Origin of the sequence: Amycolatopsis nivea (genome assembly GCF_004522235.1) — a bacterium.
GTDB classification, from domain to species: domain Bacteria; phylum Actinomycetota; class Actinomycetes; order Mycobacteriales; family Pseudonocardiaceae; genus Amycolatopsis; species Amycolatopsis nivea.
Genome location: NZ_SDLT01000004.1, coordinates 107,865 through 124,911 on the forward strand (window position 1 = coordinate 107,865; position 17,047 = coordinate 124,911).

Below are 17,047 nucleotides of genomic sequence, written 5' to 3' on the forward strand. Positions count from 1 at the left end.
CGCGAACGCTACGAAATCGCTACCGCGACGACCAGCCCGAGCCCGAGGTGCGCCGCCGCGACGACGATGCTCGCCGGCGCGAACTTCTCGCTCTGGATGGTGGACCCGACGTCGATCCGGGTCGCCCACTCCAGCAGCCGCACCGCCAGCACCTGCACGATGACCCCGATCAGGCCGTAGACCAGCGACGTGATCAGCCCGGCGGTCAGGTCGCTCGCGGAGCTGTAGATCGCCACGACCACGATGAACGCCATCGACAGCAGCCCGGACGCGGTCACGATCACCGCGTTCGGCAGCCCGCGGGTGACCAGCTTCGACAGCTTGCCCGGCGTGGTGAAGTCGATCGCGTAGAAGCCGGCGAACATCAGCAGCAGGCCGACGATGCCGTACAGCAGGATCGCGCCGATCCCGCGCACGAGATCGGAACCGAAGGTCGCGGGCAGCGCGAGGGTCGTGGTCACGGGGTCTCCCTGGATGGCCAATTCAGCCAGTTGAATCGGACATCCAGGGTTGTATCACGACTCCGGGATCCGGTGCGGCACAAACGCCGCGCCGTCGTCGGTGACGAGTCCGCTGGTCTCGCGAATGCCGAGGCCTGCCGACTGGTCGCCGACGATCCACGCGCCGAGCGCGGGCCGGTACCCGTCGAACTCGGGCAGCGGGTCGAACGCCTGGTAGACGTAGCCTTCCGCGCCGTAGACGCCGTCGGTCTGCGTCTCGTACCCGGTGGCCACGATCTGCACGTTCGCGCCCTCGCGGCCGAGCTTCGGCTTGCGCACGTACTCGGTGAGCAGGCCGGGATCGTCAGCGAACGCGGGCAGCAGGTTCGGGTGCCCGGGATAGTTCTCCCACAGCACGGCGAGCAGCGTCTTGTTCGACAGCAGCATCTTCCACAGCGGTTCGACCCACAGCGTGCGCGGCATGGTCTCCACCGCGAACTTGCCGAACTCCTCGTCGACGACCCATTCCCACGGGTACAGCTTCACCACCGTGGACATCTGTCCCTCGGCGAGGTCGACGAACCGCTTGAGCACCGGGTCCCAGCCGATCTCCTCGATCGCGAGCCCGACCGTGTCGAGCCCGGCCTCGGCCGCGGTCTCCTGCAGGTACGCCGTGGTCACGTGGTCCTCGCCGCTCGGGTCGGCGGAGGACCAGGTGAAGTGCAGTTCGTTCGACGGCAGCTTCCCGCCGATCTCCTCCCAGCGCTCGACCAGCTTCTCGTGGATGGAGTTCCACTGGTCGTCTTCCGGGAAGACGTCGGTCTTCCAGTGCCACTGCAGCAGCGACGCCTCCAGCAGCGTGGTCGGCGTGTCCGCGTTGTACTCCAGCAGCTTGGCCGGCGACTTGCCGTCGTAGCGCAGGTCGAAGCGCCCGTAGACGTGCGGGTCCTGGCGCTTCCACGACTCCGCGATGTGCGGCCACACCCACTCCGGGATGCCGAAGCGCTGGTACTGCTCGGTGGTCACGACGTTGTCGACGGCCTCCAGGCACATCGAGTGCAACAGTTCGACGTCCGCCTCGAGCGAGAGCACCTCGTCCATGTCGAAGACGTAGTGCACCGATTCGTCCCAGTACGGGCGCGGTTTGCCGGTGCCGTCGCGCGCCGGGGTGCCGTAGACCAGGCCCTGCTCTTCGACGATCCGCTGCCAGTCGCGGCGCGGTTCCCGCCGGTCCCGATACACCTATGAGCCTCCGCTCTTCCCGGTCCCGCCGAAGCTGCTGCCGCTCTTGCCGCTGATGCCGAACCCGCCGCGCTGGACGCTGGTGCCCGACTTGGTCGAAACGTTGGTGTTGCCCGACGGCGCGGTGTAGCTGCCGCCGGACACGTGCTGCCCGATGTTCCCGGTGCCGCCGTAGTTGTAGCGGTACTGGGTGTACCCGCCGCCGGTGCCGATCGGGATGAACCAGAACCCGCCGCTGTAGTGCCCGCCGTGGGTCTGGGCGTAGTTCGCGTCGCAGTACTTGTCGTCCTGGATTACTCCGTCGGACGAGACACAGGACGCGGTGACCTCGGCGGGCTTCGCGATCGTGTAGAACGTCGCGACCAGCCCGACGAGACCGACAGTGACCCCGCTGCCGATCAGGATCTTGCGTTTGGTGGCCGCCTTCGCGTCCGCCGCCTCCCGGGCCGCGACGGCTGCCTGCCGTTCGCGTTCCTGGTCGGCGATGGCCTGCTTGCGGGCCCGTTGTTCGGCCACCGAGGGCTGCCGGGGCTGCGTGTTCGCGTCCTGGAACCGCATCGAGCCCGGCTTCTTCGGCTCCTCGGGCGGCTGCACGCCGCTGTTGTCGTCTTGCGTCATGTGCGCTCCGTAATCCCCCAGCACTGCAAACCCCGCGTTCCACCCTAATCGACCCGGCACACGCGCGGTTCATGCGGCGCGGGCATCATGGGTATCGATGTCTCAACGCTCGGAGCGGTTCCCTTCGCGTATGCAGACCCTGACCACCCGCGTGGTGATGGCCGGGGTGTTCCTCGGCGCGGTCATCGCGCTGGCCTTGAGCGTCGCCTTCTCCTGGACCGACACGCTCGCCGGCGGCGCGGGCGGCGGCGAGGGCAAGCTCAGCGAGGCCGCCCAGCAGGCGTTCCACTCGCCGCCGGGCACCTGCCTGGCCTGGAACGCCAAGGACGCCTCCGACGCGCACCAGGTGCCGTGCACGCAGCCGCACCTGTTCGAGGTCACCACCGTGGTCGACATCGGCGCGAAGTACCCGCAGCAGGCTCCGTTCCCGAGCCTCGACCAGTGGCAGGACATCGCCCAGCAGCAGTGCAACGCCGACGTGCGGCCGTACCTCGGCCATCCGCTCGACCCGTACGGCAAGCTCACCACCAACCTGCTGCGGCCCACGTCGGCGCAGTGGGCCCAGGGCGACCGCCAGCTGCGCTGCGGCCTGCAGTTCGCCGGTCCGGGCGGGACGCTGCAGCTGACCACCGGCGCGGCGAAGACCCAGGACCAGTCGATGGTGTGGGCCCCGGGCACCTGCCTCGCGCTGGCGGGCAAGGGCGTCGGCGACCCGGTCGACTGCAGCAAGCCGCACTCGTACGAGATCATCGCGACGCTCGACCTCGCCTCGCACTTCAAGGACGGCTACCCCAAGCTGGACGACCAGAAGTCCTGGCTGGACACCGAGTGCAACAAGGCCGCGAAGGAATACACCGGCAGCGCCGACCTCTCCTCGAAGAAGCTCATCCTGGGCTGGGACTCGCGCGAGCAGGAGAGCTGGGACGCCGGGTCCACGAAGGTCAACTGCAAGGTCGCGGCCACGCTGCAGGACGGCAGCGGATTCCAGGCCGTCACCGGCAGCGTGAAGAGCGGGGCGGCGAACTCGTCCGGCCAGCAGCAGAGCCCGCCGCCCAGTTCCAGCTCCGGCGCCGGCGGAGGCAACTGAGCCGTGCCCGTCGAGATGAGCCAGGCGCGGTTCGAGGAACTCGTCTCCGACGCGCTCGACCAGGTGCCCCCGGAATTCGCCTCGGCGATGGACAACGTCGTGGTGCTGGTCGAGGACTTCAACGAGGAAGCACCGGACATCCTCGGGCTCTACCACGGGATCGCGCTCACCGAGCGCACCAGCCACTACAGCGGGGCGCTGCCGGACCGGATCTCGATCTACCGGGAGCCGATCCTCGACATCTGCGACACCGAGGACGACGTCGTCGAGGAAGTGCTGATCACCGTGATGCACGAACTCGGCCACCACTTCGGCATCGACGACGAGCGGCTGCACGAGCTCGGCTGGGGCTGATTCCGGCGGAACCCCGTCCGCCCGTTGCTCTTCCCTGCTCGACACCGCGGCGCGACCACGGAAAACACCGAAGGTCACCAAAGCGTCACAGAACGCCGCCGATCTCCCTAGACTGACCTCACCAGGGCGTTTCCTTTCCTCGTGAGGTGGTTCGTGTCGCATCGTCAGACGGACAGCCGGCTTCGCTGGCTGCTCGCCTCGAGCGGCACCTCGAACCTCGCCGACGGCATCGCCAAGGTCGCTTTCCCGCTGCTGGCCACCACCCTGACCCGCGATCCGGTGGAGATCGCCGCGCTGTCGGCGGTGCAGTTCCTGCCGTGGCTGCTGTTCGCCATCCCGGCGGGCACCCTCGTCGACCGGATCGATCGCAAGAAGGCGATGGTCGCGGCGAACGCGATGCGCGCGCTCGTGGTCGCGGCGGTCACCGCACTGCTGGCCTTCGGCACGGTGGAGATCTGGACGATCTACGTCGCGTCGCTGCTCGTCGGCATCGCCGAGACGGTCGCGGAGAGCGCGGCGAACGTGCTGCCGCCCGCGCTGGTCGAGGCGGACCGGCTGGAGAGCGCCAACAGCAAGCTGCAGGCGTGCGAGATCGTCGGGCAGACGTTCCTCGGCGGCCCGGTCGGCAGCGCCACCTTCGCGCTGTTCGCGGTCTTCCCGTTCCTGCTCTCGTCGGTCGGCTTCGCGGTCGGCGCCGCGGTGCTGCTGGGCATGGCGGGCAGCTACCGGCCGCGGCAGGAAACGAAGTCGCACATCCGGGCGGATTTCGCGGACGGCTTCCGCTGGCTGCGGCGGCATTCACTGCTGCTGCGGCTGCTCGCGATCGCCGGTCTGCTCAGCCTGATCAGCGAGCTGGCCCAGGCGCAGCTGGTGCTGTACGCGCTGGAAGACCTGCATTTGTCCGACGCCACGTTCGGCGCTTTCGCGTTCGTCGGCGGAGCTGGCGGACTGCTGGGAGCCGGGTTGACGCCACGGCTGGTCCGGCGCATCGGACGGTGGACGGTCCTGGTCGGCGGGGTGTTGTTCTGCGCGCTCGGCTTCGGCGGCATGGGCCTGGTGCGACAGCCGGTGGTGTCCGCGGTGCTGTTCGGCGTGTTCGCGGCAGCGGTGGTGGCGGTGAACGTCGTGCTCGCGACCGCACGCCACACGCTGGTCCCGGGCGAACTGCTCGGGCGCGTCCTCGGGGTCTGGCGCACCGTCGTGTGGGGCGCGATCCCGCTCGGCGCGCTGCTCGGCGGATTGCTCACGAAACTGCTCGGTTCGGCGGGCGACACCTTCGCCGCGTCCGGCCTTCTGCTGCTGTTCGTGACCGGCTATGCACTGTTCGCGCTGCGCGGGCACCCGCTCGATGACAAAACGGCCTCGACCGGCGACGGAGTCCGTTCGCAGCAGTGATCCGGCGCGGGTTTGGTGCTGAAATAACACCTCACCCCGGCCGCCGGAGGTATGCGATGACTGCACTCGACACCCCGCCGCTGCCGGACGACGACCGCGACACCGAACTCGAATCGCCGCCGCCCGCCGCCCGTCGGCCGCTAGTCATCGCCGCGGTCGCCGGATTCGTGCTGGGCGGATGCGTGCTCGGGCTGCTGTGGGGGCTGTCCGGCCAGCGTGCCGGAGCGAATGTCGACGCCGCGGCCGCCTGCGCCGCGTTCGCCCGCGTCGGGCACATCCCGGACACCACCGGCGGCGTCGACGCGGCGCAATTCACCCGGATGTCCGACGACTCGGTGCACCGCGTCACCGGCGCGGCGGAGCTGGCCAAAGCGGCGGCGACCTTCGACGGCAACTACCAGCCGCTGGCCAAAGCCCTCGACGCGGTGAACAAGATGGTGCTCAGCAGCCGCTTCGACAACCGCGACGGGCAGGCCGCCGTCGTCCAGGCGGAACAACTCTGCGCGCGGGGCTGACCCCACTCGCAGAGCGACCGGTCAGGCCTTGTGCACGGTCTTCACGCCGAGCTGCTTGCCCGGGATGTTCGTGCCCGCGCAGCCGAGGCCGTCGAGCGGCACGAACTTCGACGCGGTCTCCTGCGGCAGGTACACGCGCAGGCCCTTGACCGGCGTCGGCTTGCAGACGCCCGGGTCGAAGTTGCGCACCTGCGCGAACTGCAGGTCGGCCGCGGCGGTCTGGCCGGGAGCCAGCTTCACCGGCGCGCCCTTGGTGCCGTCGCGCTCGGCGGCCTGGCCGATCTGGGTGCCGTTCTCGCCGCCGACGTAGGACACGCCCGGGAAGCCCTGGATGGTGCACGGCGTGCTGCTGGTGTTCTTGATCAGCAGCGGCCGGTACTCCGAGCCGGCGCCGGCGTCGCCGCCGCCCAGCGACAGGGACACGTCGCCGGCCTTGCACAGGCCGTTGTCAGCGGGTGGTTTCTCGGCCGGCGCCGTGCCGCCGCTGGGGGCGGACGACGACGCGGAAGACGGAGCGGACGACGCGGCGGACGAAGCCGACGACATCGGGCTGCTCGACGGGGTGTCCGAACTCGCCGGACCGCTCGCGGCGGGTGCGCCCTGGCCGCACGCGGAAAGCAGCAGCGCCCCCGACGCGCCCACTGCGGACAGGAAGACCAGGGAAATCCACGGTTTCTTCGTGTTTGCCATCTCACTCGCCTCGCTGTGCTGGTGAACGCCTAACTGAGGTGAAACCTTCATCCGGAGGACGTGCCAGGTCCGGACGGGGTTGCTCCGCATCCGGTGAGTTCCCCACCGGGCCCGGCTTCACTCAGCGTTTCCCCGCACGAGTGACCGACCGCTCACGAAAGGCGGGTATCGACCCAGCGGAGGCACTCCCATCCGTGGTCGCGGGCCTCCAGCTCGACGAACTTCGTGTTCGGGATCAGGGCCTCGTTCGCCAGCTCCGCGGGCACGTTCGAGGCCAGCCATTCCCCGGCGAGCCGGATCGCGCCGCCGTGGCTGACCAGCACGACCACCCCGTCCGGCGACGTTTCCTCGTGCTTGGCCCGCAGCTCGTTCGCCGCGCCGAGCATCCGGTCGCGCACCTGCGTACCGGTCTCGCCGCCGGGGATCGGGACCTCGAGGTCGCCTTGCGTCCAGGCCTTCACCACGCGCAGGTAGACGCCGATCGAGTCCAGGTCGGTGTTGCCCTCGAGGTCTCCGGCGTCGACCTCCTTGACGCCCTCGATCACCTGCACGTCGAACCCGAACGCCTCGGCCAGCGGGGCCGCGGTCTGTTGCGCACGCACCGCTTCCGACGCGTAGACCGCCACGATCGGCTCGTCTTTCAGCTGTTCGGCGAGCGCCGCGGCCTGCTCGCGGCCGAGTTCGGTGAGCGGCGGACCAGGCAACGCAGTGTCCAGCGCCCGGCGAACATTGCCCTCGGTCTGCCCATGCCGGACCAGCAGCAACCTCATGCGCCTTCTCCCTTCAAAACCGCATCGACCCACGCCTGCGCGTCGAGGAAATCCTGGTTCCCCGCGCCCTCTTCGATGGTGGCCGCGACCTCGTCGGCCCGCGGGTGCGAACCGAGGAAGCGCAGGTGGCAGCGGCGGCGCAGGGCGGTCATCGCGTCGATGATCCGGGGTTCGGCGACGTGGCCCTCGAAGTCGATGAAGAACCGGTACTCGCCGAAGTTGTTGCGCGTCGGCCGGGCGTCGATCCGGGTCAGGTTGATCCCGCGGCCGGCCAGTTCGACCAGCAGATCGGACAACGTCCCGGTGCGGTTGACCGCCGCCGCGACGATCGACGTGCGGTCGGCTCCGGTAGGCGCGGGCAGTTCGCCCGGGCGGCGCACCATCAGGAACCGGGTCTGCGCGTCGCGGACGTCGGCGACGCCGGTCGCCAGCTCCTCCAGCGGGTAGTGCTCGATCGCGACCGGCGCGGACACCGCCGCGTCGAAATCGCCCTCGACCACGCCGACCGCCGCCGCCGCGGTGGACGACGAGGCGACCGGGGTGGCGTCCGGCAGATTCGTTTCCAGCCATGCGCGCACCTGCGCGAGCGCGTGCGGATGGCTCGCGACGGTGCGGATTTCGCCGCTGCCCGGCCGTTTGAGCACGCTGAAGTGAATCGGCAGGATCGTCTCGGCCGTGGCGACGAGCGGGTCCCCGTCGCTGAGCCCGTCGAGCGTCGCGGGGACCACGCCCTCGACGGAATTCTCGATCGGCACGCACGCGGCGTCCGCGGCTCCGTCGCGGACGGCCTGCAGCGCCAGCCGGACGGTCTCGTAGGGGGTCAGGTCCTCGCCCGGCGCGAGCGCGCGGGCGGCCTGCTCGGTGAACGTGCCCTGAGGGCCGAAATACGCGATCCGCAACACGACGGTCAGGCTAGCGACCGCGGGCGTGGCGCTTTTCACTCGGACAGCCGGTGGCTAAACCGGTTACGCCGGGTGGCGTTTTTTGCCATGCTGGAACGGTGACCGCCGACTCAGGCACACACGCCGGGCACGGGGAAGCCGGTTTGCCGGGTTCTCCCCGAACGCCGGAATTGGTGCTGTGCGCCGTCGATGAACCGCTGGCCGCGGCGTGGACCTCCGCCGTGGCGGACTTCGGCGGCTCCGTCCGCGTGCACCGCGGTTCGGTGCTCGACATCTCCGCACAGGCGGTGGTCAGCCCGGCCAATTCCTACGGCTGGATGCGCGGCGGGATCGACGCCGTCTACTCGCGGGCGTTCCCCGGCATCGAGCAAAGCGTGCGCAGCGCGGTACTGGCTTCTTACGGCGGTGAGCTGCCGATCGGCGAGTCGGTGATCGTCCCGACCGGCGAATCCGAACCGGCGTGGCTGATCAGCGCGCCGACCATGCGCGAACCCGGCGAACGGCTGCCCGCCGACACCGTCCACCCGTATCTCGCGGCACGCGCGGTGTTCCTGCAATGGCAGCGCGGACAGCTGGATTCCGGCCCGGTCTCCTCGGCCGTGCGGACGATCGCGATGCCCGGTCTCGGCACCGGCGTCGGCGGCGTGGCCCCGGCCGCGTGCGCCCGGCAGGTCGCCGCCGCGTGGCAGGAAGTTTTCGGGGCAAACGGTCACCTTCGGTGATCGAATTCCCGCCCCGGTCAGGGGTGCGTGCATCACATCACAGCGCGTTCACGCGCGGTAAGCCCTACCGTTGATACGGCGTTACGGAAGTAGCGCAGACGGAGCCAGCGCAGGCGACGGCCGAGGAGTGTGCGATGCCCACACGGGTCCGTGAACTCAGCCCTTATGTAGAGCTGCATCGGGAACAGTGGCGGGAGCTGCGCAGCTCCACTCCGCTGCCGCTGACCGCGGACGAGCTGGTCCGGCTCCGCGGGCTCGGGGAACAAATCGATCTCGCCGAGGTCGCCGACGTGTACCTGCCGCTTTCGCGGCTGATCAACCTCCAGGTGAAGGCCCGGCAACAGCTGTACGAGGCCACCACGACGTTCCTCGGCGAGGACTGTCGGGGCACCAAGGCTCCGTTCGTGATCGGCATCGCGGGCAGCGTCGCGGTCGGCAAATCGACCACCGCCCGGATCCTGCGCACCCTGCTCGCCCGCTGGCCCGACCACCCGCGCGTCGACCTCGTGACGACCGACGGGTTCCTCTACTCCCGTTCCGAGCTGACCCGGCGCGGGATCATGCACCGCAAGGGTTTCCCGGAAAGCTACGACCGGCGCGCGCTGCTGCGGTTCGTCACCGAGGTGAAGTCCGGGGCCGAGCGGGTGTCCGCGCCGGTGTACTCGCACTTGGCCTACGACATCCTCCCGGACCAGGAACAGGTCGTGGAGCGGCCGGACATCCTCATCATCGAGGGGCTGAACGTCCTGCAGCCCGGCCCGAGCCTGACGGTCTCGGATCTGTTCGACTTCTCGATTTACGTCGACGCGCACATCGACGACATCGAGCACTGGTACGTCGAGCGGTTCCTGAAGCTGCGGCACACCGCGTTCGCCGATCCCGCCTCGCACTTCCACCACTTCGCCGGCCTGCCCGACGACGAGGCCCGTGAAGAAGCCCGGCACCTGTGGCGCACCATCAACGAGCCGAACCTGATGGAGAACATCAAGCCGACGCGTCCACGTGCGACTCTCGTGCTCCGCAAGGACGCTGACCACGCCATCAACCGTGTTCGACTGCGGAAGCTCTGAGGGTCACCCACACGCGTCTCTCCGGCCCCGTGCTGCACAGCGGCCGGAGTAATTGACCGATCGGCCAGCGTCTTCGTAACCACTTGGCCGATACCAGCGCACCCGTCCGCAAGCGACCCTGAGAGCAGCAGGACGAGAGCAGTTGACCTGCGGAGGAGGCCACGATGTTGACTATCGTCCTGACCTGGGTCGGCGCGGTATTGGGATTGACGCTGCTGGTCGCGATGGCCGCCGGGGCGTTCGTCGTCGACTTCGACGACGCGCTGCGCGAACGGCGCGTGAAGGCACGCGGCACGGCGGAGCCGACCAGCTGAGGCCTGAGCTTCGGGTCCAGGCAAGATGTGCGGCATGAGTCCGGTGAGCCGCGCGCGCAAGAAGAGTTCCCTACCCACCGCCCCCAGCGTCAACGGTCTGTTCAAGGACGTGCTGCGGGACTTTTCCGCGGTCGCGGCCGAGCCCGGTCCGTTCGACATCGAACTGCTGGGTTCCGAGGTCGTCGGGCAGTGGCGGGACGTCGTCGTGGAGGACGAGCCGGAATCGCAGCTGGGACTTGAGCTGATCGCCTTCGCCCAGCGCAAGATCACGCCCGGCGCGGCGGCGCTGCTGGCCGCGCTGAAGGTGCTGGCGGAGTCCGAAGAGGAGCGTTCGGCGGCGGCCGAGGCGCTCGGCGTCGTGCTCGGCCGGGGCATCCCGGAGCCGGAGTGGGCCGCCGAGGTCGGACAGGTCAGCGTCGGCGAATGCTGGCGCACCGGGGACGTCTACGGCGACGAATCGTCGCTGCTGTGCGTCTTTTCCCGCGGCGACCACTCGCTCGGCTTGCTCGCGCTGCTCGACTTCACCGAGGGCGGCCGGGTGCGCGACCTGGTGGTCATCGAGGAGCCGCACGAGGTGCTCGCCGAAATGCGCTCGCAGGTCGAGGAAGACGGCGAACTGGTCGTACTGGAGAAAATCGAGCCCGCCGACGCGCACCGGCTGCTGGTGTCCGGGATCGCGGCCACCGACGCGCTGGACGAGCCTGACGTCGGCGAGGACTACACGCGGTTCCACGCCATCGCACTGACCTGGGCGCGTTCGCTGCCGGAGCCGTCCGAGGTTCCGCCGGTCGCCGAATGGACGGCCGCGCAGCGCGAGGAAGCGGTCACCCAGTTCCTCTCCGACACGAACCTGCCGGACGCCGACGCCGCCCGCGAAATCGCCAATCTGCTGGTCGACCACGGCTGCCGCACCGAACCGGCGAACCCGCTGCGCGTCGGTCCGGAGAAGCTGGCGAGGTTCCTCGAATCCTTGCTGGACGGCGAATACGAGCTGGAAGACGAGGACGCCGTCGCACCGGTCGTGCTGTCCTGGGCGGGCTGGGCCGCAGCGCGCGCGGGACTGTCCGAAGTCGCCACGGCCGCGTTGCTGGAAGAAGTCACCGAGTATCTCGGCGAGTACCTCTCGGACGACGAGGACGAGGACTTCAGCGACTACCTCGACGGCACCGAATCCGCCGACGAGGCACTGGAAGTGGTGGCCCGCCGCCGGTTCGCGGTGCCCGAACTGTCCACAGTGATCGGTGACGAGGAACTGACCGACCTCGACCCCGGCGACCCGGAACAGCGCAGGCTGCTGGTGATCGGCGCGCACCCGGAGTACCACGAATCGCTGGCCGCGGAAGAATTCGACGGCGCGGACGGCCTCCGCCTCGCGCTTGAGACGTCCATTGTGGACCAGCTGTGGGACGACGAGCCCGCCGAGGTGTGGACCGCCGCGCAGAACCTGCTGCAGCAGGACCTTTCCCGCGCCGACGTCCTCGACCGCCTGGTGACTGTCCTCGAAGGACAGTTGACCGAAACCGAGGAAGAAGACCAGCTGGACTACGACCTCGACGCCTACCGCACCGCCTTGGCCGAAATCTAGCCCTTCGGCAGCGCGATCCGGGCCGACCGGATCTCCGCGAGCAACCGGGTCTTGCGGCGGTGGACGTTCACCAGCTCGGCGACGTAGCCGGTGAACTCCTCCGCCGTGCCCGCTTGCTTGTGGAGGGTGCGCAGTTTTTTGAGGCACTGCGCCGCTTCCCGGTACGCGCCGGCTTCTTTCTGCGCGATCAGCTGCTCGATCCGTTCGCGGTATTCCGGAATGGACTCTTCTTCTTTTTGCGGGGCCTCTTTCTGCTGCGGCCCCTCTTTCTGCCGCGGTGTTTCCTTCCGCTGCGGAGTCAACACCCGCGCCGCGTAAGCGATCGCCTCGCTGTGCCGCCCAGCCGCCCGCAACACGCGGACGATCTTGAGACTGACGTCCACCCGCGGCGGTTTGGCCGCGAGAATGGCGACCAGCCCGTCCACGTCCCCGCTCGCCTCGGCGATTTCCTCCTGCAGCCGCTCGGCGATCTCGCGCTTTTCCGCCTGTTTCCCGCGCAGCACTTCGTCCACAATGGACTTCATCCGGGCGAGCCCGGCGTCCCCGAGCGCCGCCGCGAAATCCGCCACCGCGACCGCCCACCCGCTGAACGCCGCCTCGAGCACCCAGTCCGCGAGCTGCTCCGGATCCGGCGGCCGAGCCGCACAAGCCCGCGCGTACAGGGCGACCGCCTGGTCAAGCCGCACCTCGAGGTCCGCCGCGAGCGCACCGTGCTGCTCGAGCATGCCCACGATGTCGTCCACCGCCCGCCGCGCGAGCGGCGCGAGATCAGCGCGGCTGCCGGAGTCGAGCAGCCGCCGCACAGTATCGAGAACCGCACCGATTTTGGCGGTGTACTCGACCGGGTCGGGGACGCTCACGCGAACAGTCTGCCGTATGGCCCGTAACCGGCGTGTGGGCCAACGGCGTACTCTTTTCGGCCCAACCCGGACACCCCAGGTGAGCACCGCGCGTGATAATCAGGTCCGGTGACCCTAGAAGACCTCACCCAGCGCCTCCGCGACTTCGCCGCCGCCCGGGACTGGGAACCGTTCCACACCCCGAAAAACCTGACGATGGCCCTGTCCGGCGAAGTAGGCGAGCTGATCGCCCTGTTCCAGTGGCTGACCCCGGAGGAAGCCGCGAACTGGCGCGCGGACCCGGCCCAGGAGTTCAACGTCCAGGACGAAATCGCCGACGTAATGCTGTACCTGGTCCGGCTGGCGGACGTACTGGGGATCGACCTGCTGGAAGCGGCGAACGCGAAGGTGGACCGGAACGAGAAGAGGTTCCCTCCGCTAGCCCGCTGACCCGGCCGCGACCCGCTTCGTCTCGTCGAGATACCAGCCGCCGACCAGCGCACCGACCGCGAGCACGGCCAGCACGATCCCCAGGCCCATCCCCGCGCCGTCGAACATCGCGACCACCGTGATGACCATCAGGATCAGCCCGATCCCCATCAGCACCTGCCCGATCGTCCCGGCCCGGCTGGAGGGCGCTTTCTCATGCCTCGGCTGCGGGGCCGGAACGAAGCCCCACAGCACCGCGGCCTCGTCCAGCCGCAAGACGTGCGCGCCGAGTTCGAGCGCCCGGGAAAGCCGCGGTTCGGACTCGCGCACCCCCGAGTCGTACGCCAGGTGCGTGACCGAGCCCGTCAGGTTCTTCGCGAGCTGGAACCCTTCCGACAGCACCCTCGCGCGCAACTGGTCCGCGTCCGCCGTCGTCCCGAGCACCAGCACCCTCGTCGGCTTGCCGCCGGTAGCGGTGGTCCTGAGGTCCACCACGACTTCCAGCGCCCCGAGCGCGTCCGCGACCTGCCGCAGTTCGCGGTACTCGACGGAAGTCACCACCCCGTCGGCTTCCGCGACCCGCCGCAGTTCGGCGACGAAGCCGGTGTGGATCCGCTGCACCTCCGCCTCGGCCATCCCGGCTTCGGCCGCGAGATCGGCGAGCGCCCAGACCTCCTCGTCGGTCAGGAATTGATCGCCGACCGCCTCGGCGAGCAGGTCGAGGTAAGCCTGCGCGACCGGTCCGCCGGCCGCCGCGGGAACCCGGTCCACCGCCTCGGCCATCCAGCCCTTCTCCGCACCGGCCGCAGACCGGCGTATGGCTGCCGCTTGGGACGCGTACCGCGGCAGCTCCGGAAAACGCACCGGTTGCGCGAACCGCAACCCGTGCGTACCGAGGAGCGCGATCATCGCCTGCGCGCACGCCCGGGCGGCCGGTTCGGCGAGATAACCGGGGAAGTCCTCGATGCCGAAGGCGCGGGCGATGGTGGCGAGCCGGTAGTTAGGCAGTGGCAAGACCACCTGCGCGGTGTCCTTGAGCGAGATCCCCGGCAGCCGCGGCAGGCGGACGCCCAACTGGCTGATCTCGGCAAGAAGTCCTTCCACCGAGGACAGGTCGTGGGCCACGACGACCGCGCCCCGGCACAGGTCGAACACCTGGCTGAGGATGTCGCCCAAGGCCGGCGCGTCAGCCAGTTCCGCCGCGGTGATGCGGTGCGGGTCGCGCCGGCTCGCGTCCGCGGCGACGACCGTCGCGAACTCCCCGAGGAACGTCCCGTCCCTGCGGAACCGGATCGCGGCGACCTCCAGGACGCGGCCGGTGTGCAGTCCGGTCGTCTTCACGTCGAGCGCGGTGAATTCCGTGCCGCCCGCGGGTACCTGCCCGGTTGAAGACAGGGACAGTCGTTCGATCAACTCGGCCATCGTGGATGCGCTTTCTCCTGGACAGTTCCCCTAACCATCGTGAAAAGTCGGCGAATCGTCACACGCGGGAGATCAGGCACTGTCTTTGTGACGGATCCGTGACTTCCTCTTAGCCCTTGCTGCCGGTCGCGTAACACTTGCTGCCGTTTGCGCGAACACCATTCGGCACCCGCCTCAGGAAGAGGAATTCCGAATGCACTCCACGCCCGCGCCGCCGTCGCGTCCCAAGCTGAAACTCCCGACCTGGCTGACGGTCGTCCTCAGCGTCTTCGCGGTTCTTTTCATTCTGGGCGCGGTTTTCGGAAAGCAGGCACCGACGCCGGAGCCGGTCGCCGCACCGGTCGCCCCGCCGCCGACCACGTCGGCCACCCCCGTACCGGTCACCTACACCGTGGACAAAATCACCGACGCCGCCAACATCGAACTGGCCGGTTCCGACGGCAGCCATCGCACCGTGCGCATCCTCGGTCTCGAAGTGGCGACCGGAAACAATTGCTATGCAAGTGAAACGGCGGTTTGGGCCAGCAACAAGCTCGCCAGCGCGGCGGTGAAGATCACCACGGACACCACTGACGGTGTCGCGTTGGCCTTGAGCGACGGCACCGACTACGCGACCGCGGCGCTTTCCGCCGGATACGCCCGGCTGTCCGGCAATGTCGTCTCCGATTCGCTGCGCACCGCGGCGAACGCGGCTCAGCAAGCTGCGACTGGATTGTGGGCGGAACCTTGCAAAGGCGTGATCACCGCGCCGACGCCGGTGCCGACTCCGACGCCGCAGAAGGAAACGCCCGCTCCCCCGCCTGCGCCGCGCACGTCTGAACAAGCCGCCCCGCCGCCGGTCGAGGACACGCCGGAACCTGAGCATGTGTATTACAAGAACTGCGCGGCCGCGAAAGCCGCTGGCGCCGCGCCGCTTCACGTCGGCGAACCGGGCTACCGTTCCGGACTGGACCGCGACGGCGACGGGGTGGCCTGCGAGCGGTAACTCCTGGTGTCGTGCGGCACCACCGGCAGACGAACCGCCTCACGGCCCGTAACCTGGAGATATGCCGATCCAGGTGCTGCTCGTAGACGACCATGAACTCGTCCGGCGGGGCCTGCGCGACCTGCTCAGCGACGAGGCCGACCTGGAAGTGGTCGCGGAGGCCGGGAGCGTCGAAGAGGCGCTCGCGGTGGCCATGCACGTCGAGCCGGACGTCGCGGTCGTCGATGTCCGCCTTGGGGACGGCGACGGCATCACGCTCTGCCGCGAACTGCGGTCCAAGCCGAATCCGCCGGCCTGCCTCATGCTCACCGCGTTCGACGACGAGGAAGCCATGGTCGGCGCGATCATGGCGGGTGCTTCGGGCTATCTGCTCAAGCAGGTGCGCGGCCAGGACGTGGTGAACGCGGTCCGCGAGGTCGCCGCCGGACGGTCGCTGCTCGACCCTGTCAGCACCGCTCGCGTGCTCGACAAGCTGCGCCATCCGCCGACCGACGAGCTGGCCGCCCTCACCGATCGCGAGCGCGACGTCCTGGAGCTGATCGGACAGGGGCTGTCGAACCGCGAGATCGCTGAACGGCTTTTCCTCGCCGAGAAAACGGTGAAGAACTACGTGACGTCCGTGCTGGCGAAGCTCGGCATGCAGCGCCGCACCCAGGCCGCGGCGTGGATTGCCCGGCGCGGCAAGTGAATCAGCTGCCCGCGACGGCGCGACCGTAGCGTTCGGACAGCAGCCGCAGCCGCGGGATCAGCTCCGGCGGCGATTCGACCGTGAAGTCCATCATCAGCATTCCAATGTAGACAGCCACGGTGTCCAAACTGTCCGCGCCGGTGACGAGTACGCATTGGTGCTCGTCAAGGGGTTCGACGACGCCGACCGTCGGATTGATCCGCGCCAGCACCTCGTCCGCCGGGGCGTCGATGCGCAGCCGCGCGTGCACGATCCACCCGCTTGCCGCGATCGTGCGCATCGCGAAGGCGGTGTAATCCCCGCCGGGCAAGGGATTCGGCTCGAACCGGCGGCGGGTCGGCATCCGCGGCTGCATCAGGTCTACGCGGTAGGTCGCCCAGCTGCCGTCCTGCGGGTCGCGCGCGACCAGGTACCACCGTCGTTGCCAGCTGAGCAACCGGTACGGCTCGACCAGCCGCAGTTCGTCCGCGTAGTCGAACCGAAGCCATTCGACGTGCCGGATCGCCCGTGCGACCTCCTGCAGCACGGTGCCGTCGACCTCCGGATCGGGCGCGTCGGTGCCGGTGTTCTCCGGACCGCGGTCGATTGTCGAGCGCAGGGCGTCGACCGTCGGACGCAGCCTCGACGGCAGGACCTGTTCGAGCTTCGCGAGCGCCCGCGTGCCGGCTTCCTCGATCCCGGAGATACCCGCCGCCGCCCGCAGCCCGACCGTGACCGCCACCGCCTCCTCGTCGTCCAGCAGGAGCGGCGGCAGCTTCCCGCCCGAGCCCAGCCGGTAGCCGCCGACGTTCCCGCGCGTCGCCTCGACGGGATAGCCCAGGTCACGCAGCCGTTCGACGTCGTGCCGGATCGTGCGGGCCGAGACGCCCAGGCGCTCCGACAGTTCCCGGCCGCTCCGCCCAGCGGCCGTCTGCAGGAGAGCGAGAAGCGCCAGCAACCGCGCCGTCGGATCGGCCATCGAAACTCCTTATTCTATTAGG

General features: G+C 69.2%; 20 protein-coding genes. 11 read left to right on the forward strand and 9 right to left on the reverse strand.

The genetic code is table 11. The features are described 5' to 3' along the window. Positions 1-8: 8 nt before the first annotated feature. The 3 genes from EIZ44_RS06330 to EIZ44_RS06340 are packed head-to-tail and all read right to left on the reverse strand — an operon-like array spanning position 9 to position 2,300. Positions 9-461, reverse strand: a complete 453-nt coding sequence (locus EIZ44_RS06330; RefSeq protein WP_134727966.1) for a DUF350 domain-containing protein — start codon at positions 459-461, stop codon at positions 9-11. Between the two features lie 54 nt (positions 462-515). Beyond that, a complete protein-coding gene (locus tag EIZ44_RS06335) occupies positions 516-1,682 on the reverse strand; it encodes a glutathionylspermidine synthase family protein (protein ID WP_037807043.1) in 1,167 nt (388 codons plus the stop codon). Next, positions 1,683-2,300 (reverse strand): hypothetical protein, encoded by a 618-nt coding sequence (locus EIZ44_RS06340; protein ID WP_134727967.1) that lies wholly within the window; start codon positions 2,298-2,300, stop codon positions 1,683-1,685. A 97-nt stretch (positions 2,301-2,397) separates the two neighbouring features. Here EIZ44_RS06340 and EIZ44_RS06345 point away from each other — a divergent pair, with 97 nt between their 5' ends. From EIZ44_RS06345 to EIZ44_RS06360, 4 genes are all read left to right on the forward strand, one after another. Beyond that, positions 2,398-3,387 carry a septum formation family protein gene (locus EIZ44_RS06345; protein ID WP_134727968.1) on the forward strand — a complete coding sequence of 330 codons (990 nt, stop codon included), beginning with the start codon at positions 2,398-2,400 and terminating at the stop codon, positions 3,385-3,387. A 3-nt stretch (positions 3,388-3,390) separates the two neighbouring features. Continuing rightward, complete coding sequence (locus EIZ44_RS06350) at positions 3,391-3,741, forward strand: metallopeptidase family protein (RefSeq protein ID WP_037807040.1); 351 nt, start codon at positions 3,391-3,393, stop codon at positions 3,739-3,741. A 153-nt stretch (positions 3,742-3,894) separates the two neighbouring features. Continuing rightward, positions 3,895-5,136 carry an MFS transporter gene (locus EIZ44_RS06355; protein ID WP_205673060.1) on the forward strand — a complete coding sequence of 414 codons (1,242 nt, stop codon included), beginning with the start codon at positions 3,895-3,897 and terminating at the stop codon, positions 5,134-5,136. 56 nt (positions 5,137-5,192) lie between these two features. After that, complete coding sequence (locus EIZ44_RS06360) at positions 5,193-5,651, forward strand: hypothetical protein (RefSeq protein ID WP_134727970.1); 459 nt, start codon at positions 5,193-5,195, stop codon at positions 5,649-5,651. Between the two features lie 21 nt (positions 5,652-5,672). Here the strand turns inward: EIZ44_RS06360 and EIZ44_RS06365 are convergent, their stop codons facing one another. From EIZ44_RS06365 to pheA, 3 genes are all read right to left on the reverse strand, one after another. Further along, positions 5,673-6,341 (reverse strand): DUF4232 domain-containing protein, encoded by a 669-nt coding sequence (locus EIZ44_RS06365; protein ID WP_037807032.1) that lies wholly within the window; start codon positions 6,339-6,341, stop codon positions 5,673-5,675. 152 nt (positions 6,342-6,493) lie between these two features. After that, the gene (locus EIZ44_RS06370) at positions 6,494-7,111 is read right to left on the reverse strand and encodes a histidine phosphatase family protein (RefSeq protein ID WP_037807031.1); all 618 of its coding nucleotides are present in this window, start codon (positions 7,109-7,111) and stop codon (positions 6,494-6,496) included. Then, a complete protein-coding gene (gene pheA / locus EIZ44_RS06375) occupies positions 7,108-8,013 on the reverse strand; it encodes a prephenate dehydratase (protein ID WP_037807627.1) in 906 nt (301 codons plus the stop codon). Before pheA ends, EIZ44_RS06370 begins: the two co-directional genes overlap by 4 nt. Positions 8,014-8,111: 98 nt before the next feature. Here pheA and EIZ44_RS06380 point away from each other — a divergent pair, with 98 nt between their 5' ends. The 4 genes from EIZ44_RS06380 (at position 8,112) to EIZ44_RS06390 (ending at position 11,704) form a co-directional block, all read left to right on the forward strand. Continuing rightward, complete coding sequence (locus tag EIZ44_RS06380; protein WP_043837850.1) at positions 8,112-8,735, forward strand: macro domain-containing protein; 624 nt, start codon at positions 8,112-8,114, stop codon at positions 8,733-8,735. Between the two features lie 134 nt (positions 8,736-8,869). Further along, positions 8,870-9,805: a type I pantothenate kinase gene (gene coaA / locus EIZ44_RS06385; RefSeq protein ID WP_037807027.1), complete on the forward strand. Its 936-nt coding sequence runs from the start codon at positions 8,870-8,872 to the stop codon at positions 9,803-9,805. A 164-nt stretch (positions 9,806-9,969) separates the two neighbouring features. Continuing rightward, the gene (locus EIZ44_RS44600; protein WP_009085794.1) at positions 9,970-10,119 is read left to right on the forward strand and encodes a hypothetical protein; all 150 of its coding nucleotides are present in this window, start codon (positions 9,970-9,972) and stop codon (positions 10,117-10,119) included. 34 nt (positions 10,120-10,153) lie between these two features. Further along, entirely contained in the window at positions 10,154-11,704 is a 1,551-nt protein-coding gene (locus EIZ44_RS06390; protein WP_167754001.1) for a DUF1841 family protein, read from the forward strand. On the opposite strand, the gene EIZ44_RS06395 is transcribed toward EIZ44_RS06390, so the two are convergent. Further along, the gene (locus tag EIZ44_RS06395; RefSeq protein WP_205673061.1) at positions 11,701-12,564 is read right to left on the reverse strand and encodes a hypothetical protein; all 864 of its coding nucleotides are present in this window, start codon (positions 12,562-12,564) and stop codon (positions 11,701-11,703) included. The two genes, EIZ44_RS06390 and EIZ44_RS06395, sit on opposite strands and share 4 nt — an antisense overlap. A 108-nt stretch (positions 12,565-12,672) precedes the next feature. On the opposite strand from EIZ44_RS06395, the gene EIZ44_RS06400 reads away from it, so the two are divergent. Next, positions 12,673-12,993 (forward strand): nucleotide pyrophosphohydrolase, encoded by a 321-nt coding sequence (locus tag EIZ44_RS06400; protein WP_134664482.1) that lies wholly within the window; start codon positions 12,673-12,675, stop codon positions 12,991-12,993. Here the strand turns inward: EIZ44_RS06400 and EIZ44_RS06405 are convergent. After that, positions 12,982-14,394, reverse strand: a complete 1,413-nt coding sequence (locus EIZ44_RS06405) for a 3'-5' exonuclease (protein ID WP_134727973.1) — start codon at positions 14,392-14,394, stop codon at positions 12,982-12,984. The genes EIZ44_RS06400 and EIZ44_RS06405 overlap by 12 nt on opposite strands. 193 nt (positions 14,395-14,587) lie before the next feature. Here EIZ44_RS06405 and EIZ44_RS06410 point away from each other — a divergent pair, with 193 nt between their 5' ends. Both EIZ44_RS06410 and EIZ44_RS06415 read left to right on the forward strand, forming a co-directional pair. Continuing rightward, complete coding sequence (locus tag EIZ44_RS06410) at positions 14,588-15,379, forward strand: excalibur calcium-binding domain-containing protein (RefSeq protein ID WP_134727974.1); 792 nt, start codon at positions 14,588-14,590, stop codon at positions 15,377-15,379. Positions 15,380-15,440: 61 nt separating this feature from the next. Further along, positions 15,441-16,067 (forward strand): response regulator, encoded by a 627-nt coding sequence (locus tag EIZ44_RS06415; RefSeq protein WP_009085782.1) that lies wholly within the window; start codon positions 15,441-15,443, stop codon positions 16,065-16,067. A 1-nt stretch (position 16,068) separates the two neighbouring features. On the opposite strand, the gene EIZ44_RS06420 is transcribed toward EIZ44_RS06415, so the two are convergent. Then, on the reverse strand, positions 16,069-17,025 hold the full coding sequence (locus EIZ44_RS06420) for a helix-turn-helix transcriptional regulator (RefSeq protein WP_134727975.1): 957 nt from the start codon (positions 17,023-17,025) through the stop codon (positions 16,069-16,071). Positions 17,026-17,047: the final 22 nt, after the last annotated feature.

What these genes read in the sequence shown, in the direction of transcription:
- EIZ44_RS06410 (WP_134727974.1), top strand. Translation starts at nt 14,588, where the DNA reads ATGCACTCCACGCCCGCGCCGCCGTCGCGTCCCAAGCTGAAACTCCCG.
- EIZ44_RS06340 (WP_134727967.1), bottom strand. Translation starts at nt 2,300, where the DNA reads ATGACGCAAGACGACAACAGCGGCGTGCAGCCGCCCGAGGAGCCGAAG.
- EIZ44_RS06365 (WP_037807032.1), bottom strand. Translation starts at nt 6,341, where the DNA reads ATGGCAAACACGAAGAAACCGTGGATTTCCCTGGTCTTCCTGTCCGCA.
- EIZ44_RS06405 (WP_134727973.1), bottom strand. Translation starts at nt 14,394, where the DNA reads ATGGCCGAGTTGATCGAACGACTGTCCCTGTCTTCAACCGGGCAGGTA.
- EIZ44_RS06370 (WP_037807031.1), bottom strand. Translation starts at nt 7,111, where the DNA reads ATGAGGTTGCTGCTGGTCCGGCATGGGCAGACCGAGGGCAATGTTCGC.
- EIZ44_RS44600 (WP_009085794.1), top strand. Translation starts at nt 9,970, where the DNA reads ATGTTGACTATCGTCCTGACCTGGGTCGGCGCGGTATTGGGATTGACG.
- EIZ44_RS06390 (WP_167754001.1), top strand. Translation starts at nt 10,154, where the DNA reads ATGAGTCCGGTGAGCCGCGCGCGCAAGAAGAGTTCCCTACCCACCGCC.
- coaA (WP_037807027.1), top strand. Translation starts at nt 8,870, where the DNA reads ATGCCCACACGGGTCCGTGAACTCAGCCCTTATGTAGAGCTGCATCGG.
- EIZ44_RS06345 (WP_134727968.1), top strand. Translation starts at nt 2,398, where the DNA reads ATGTCTCAACGCTCGGAGCGGTTCCCTTCGCGTATGCAGACCCTGACC.
- EIZ44_RS06415 (WP_009085782.1), top strand. Translation starts at nt 15,441, where the DNA reads ATGCCGATCCAGGTGCTGCTCGTAGACGACCATGAACTCGTCCGGCGG.
- EIZ44_RS06420 (WP_134727975.1), bottom strand. Translation starts at nt 17,025, where the DNA reads ATGGCCGATCCGACGGCGCGGTTGCTGGCGCTTCTCGCTCTCCTGCAG.
- EIZ44_RS06360 (WP_134727970.1), top strand. Translation starts at nt 5,193, where the DNA reads ATGACTGCACTCGACACCCCGCCGCTGCCGGACGACGACCGCGACACC.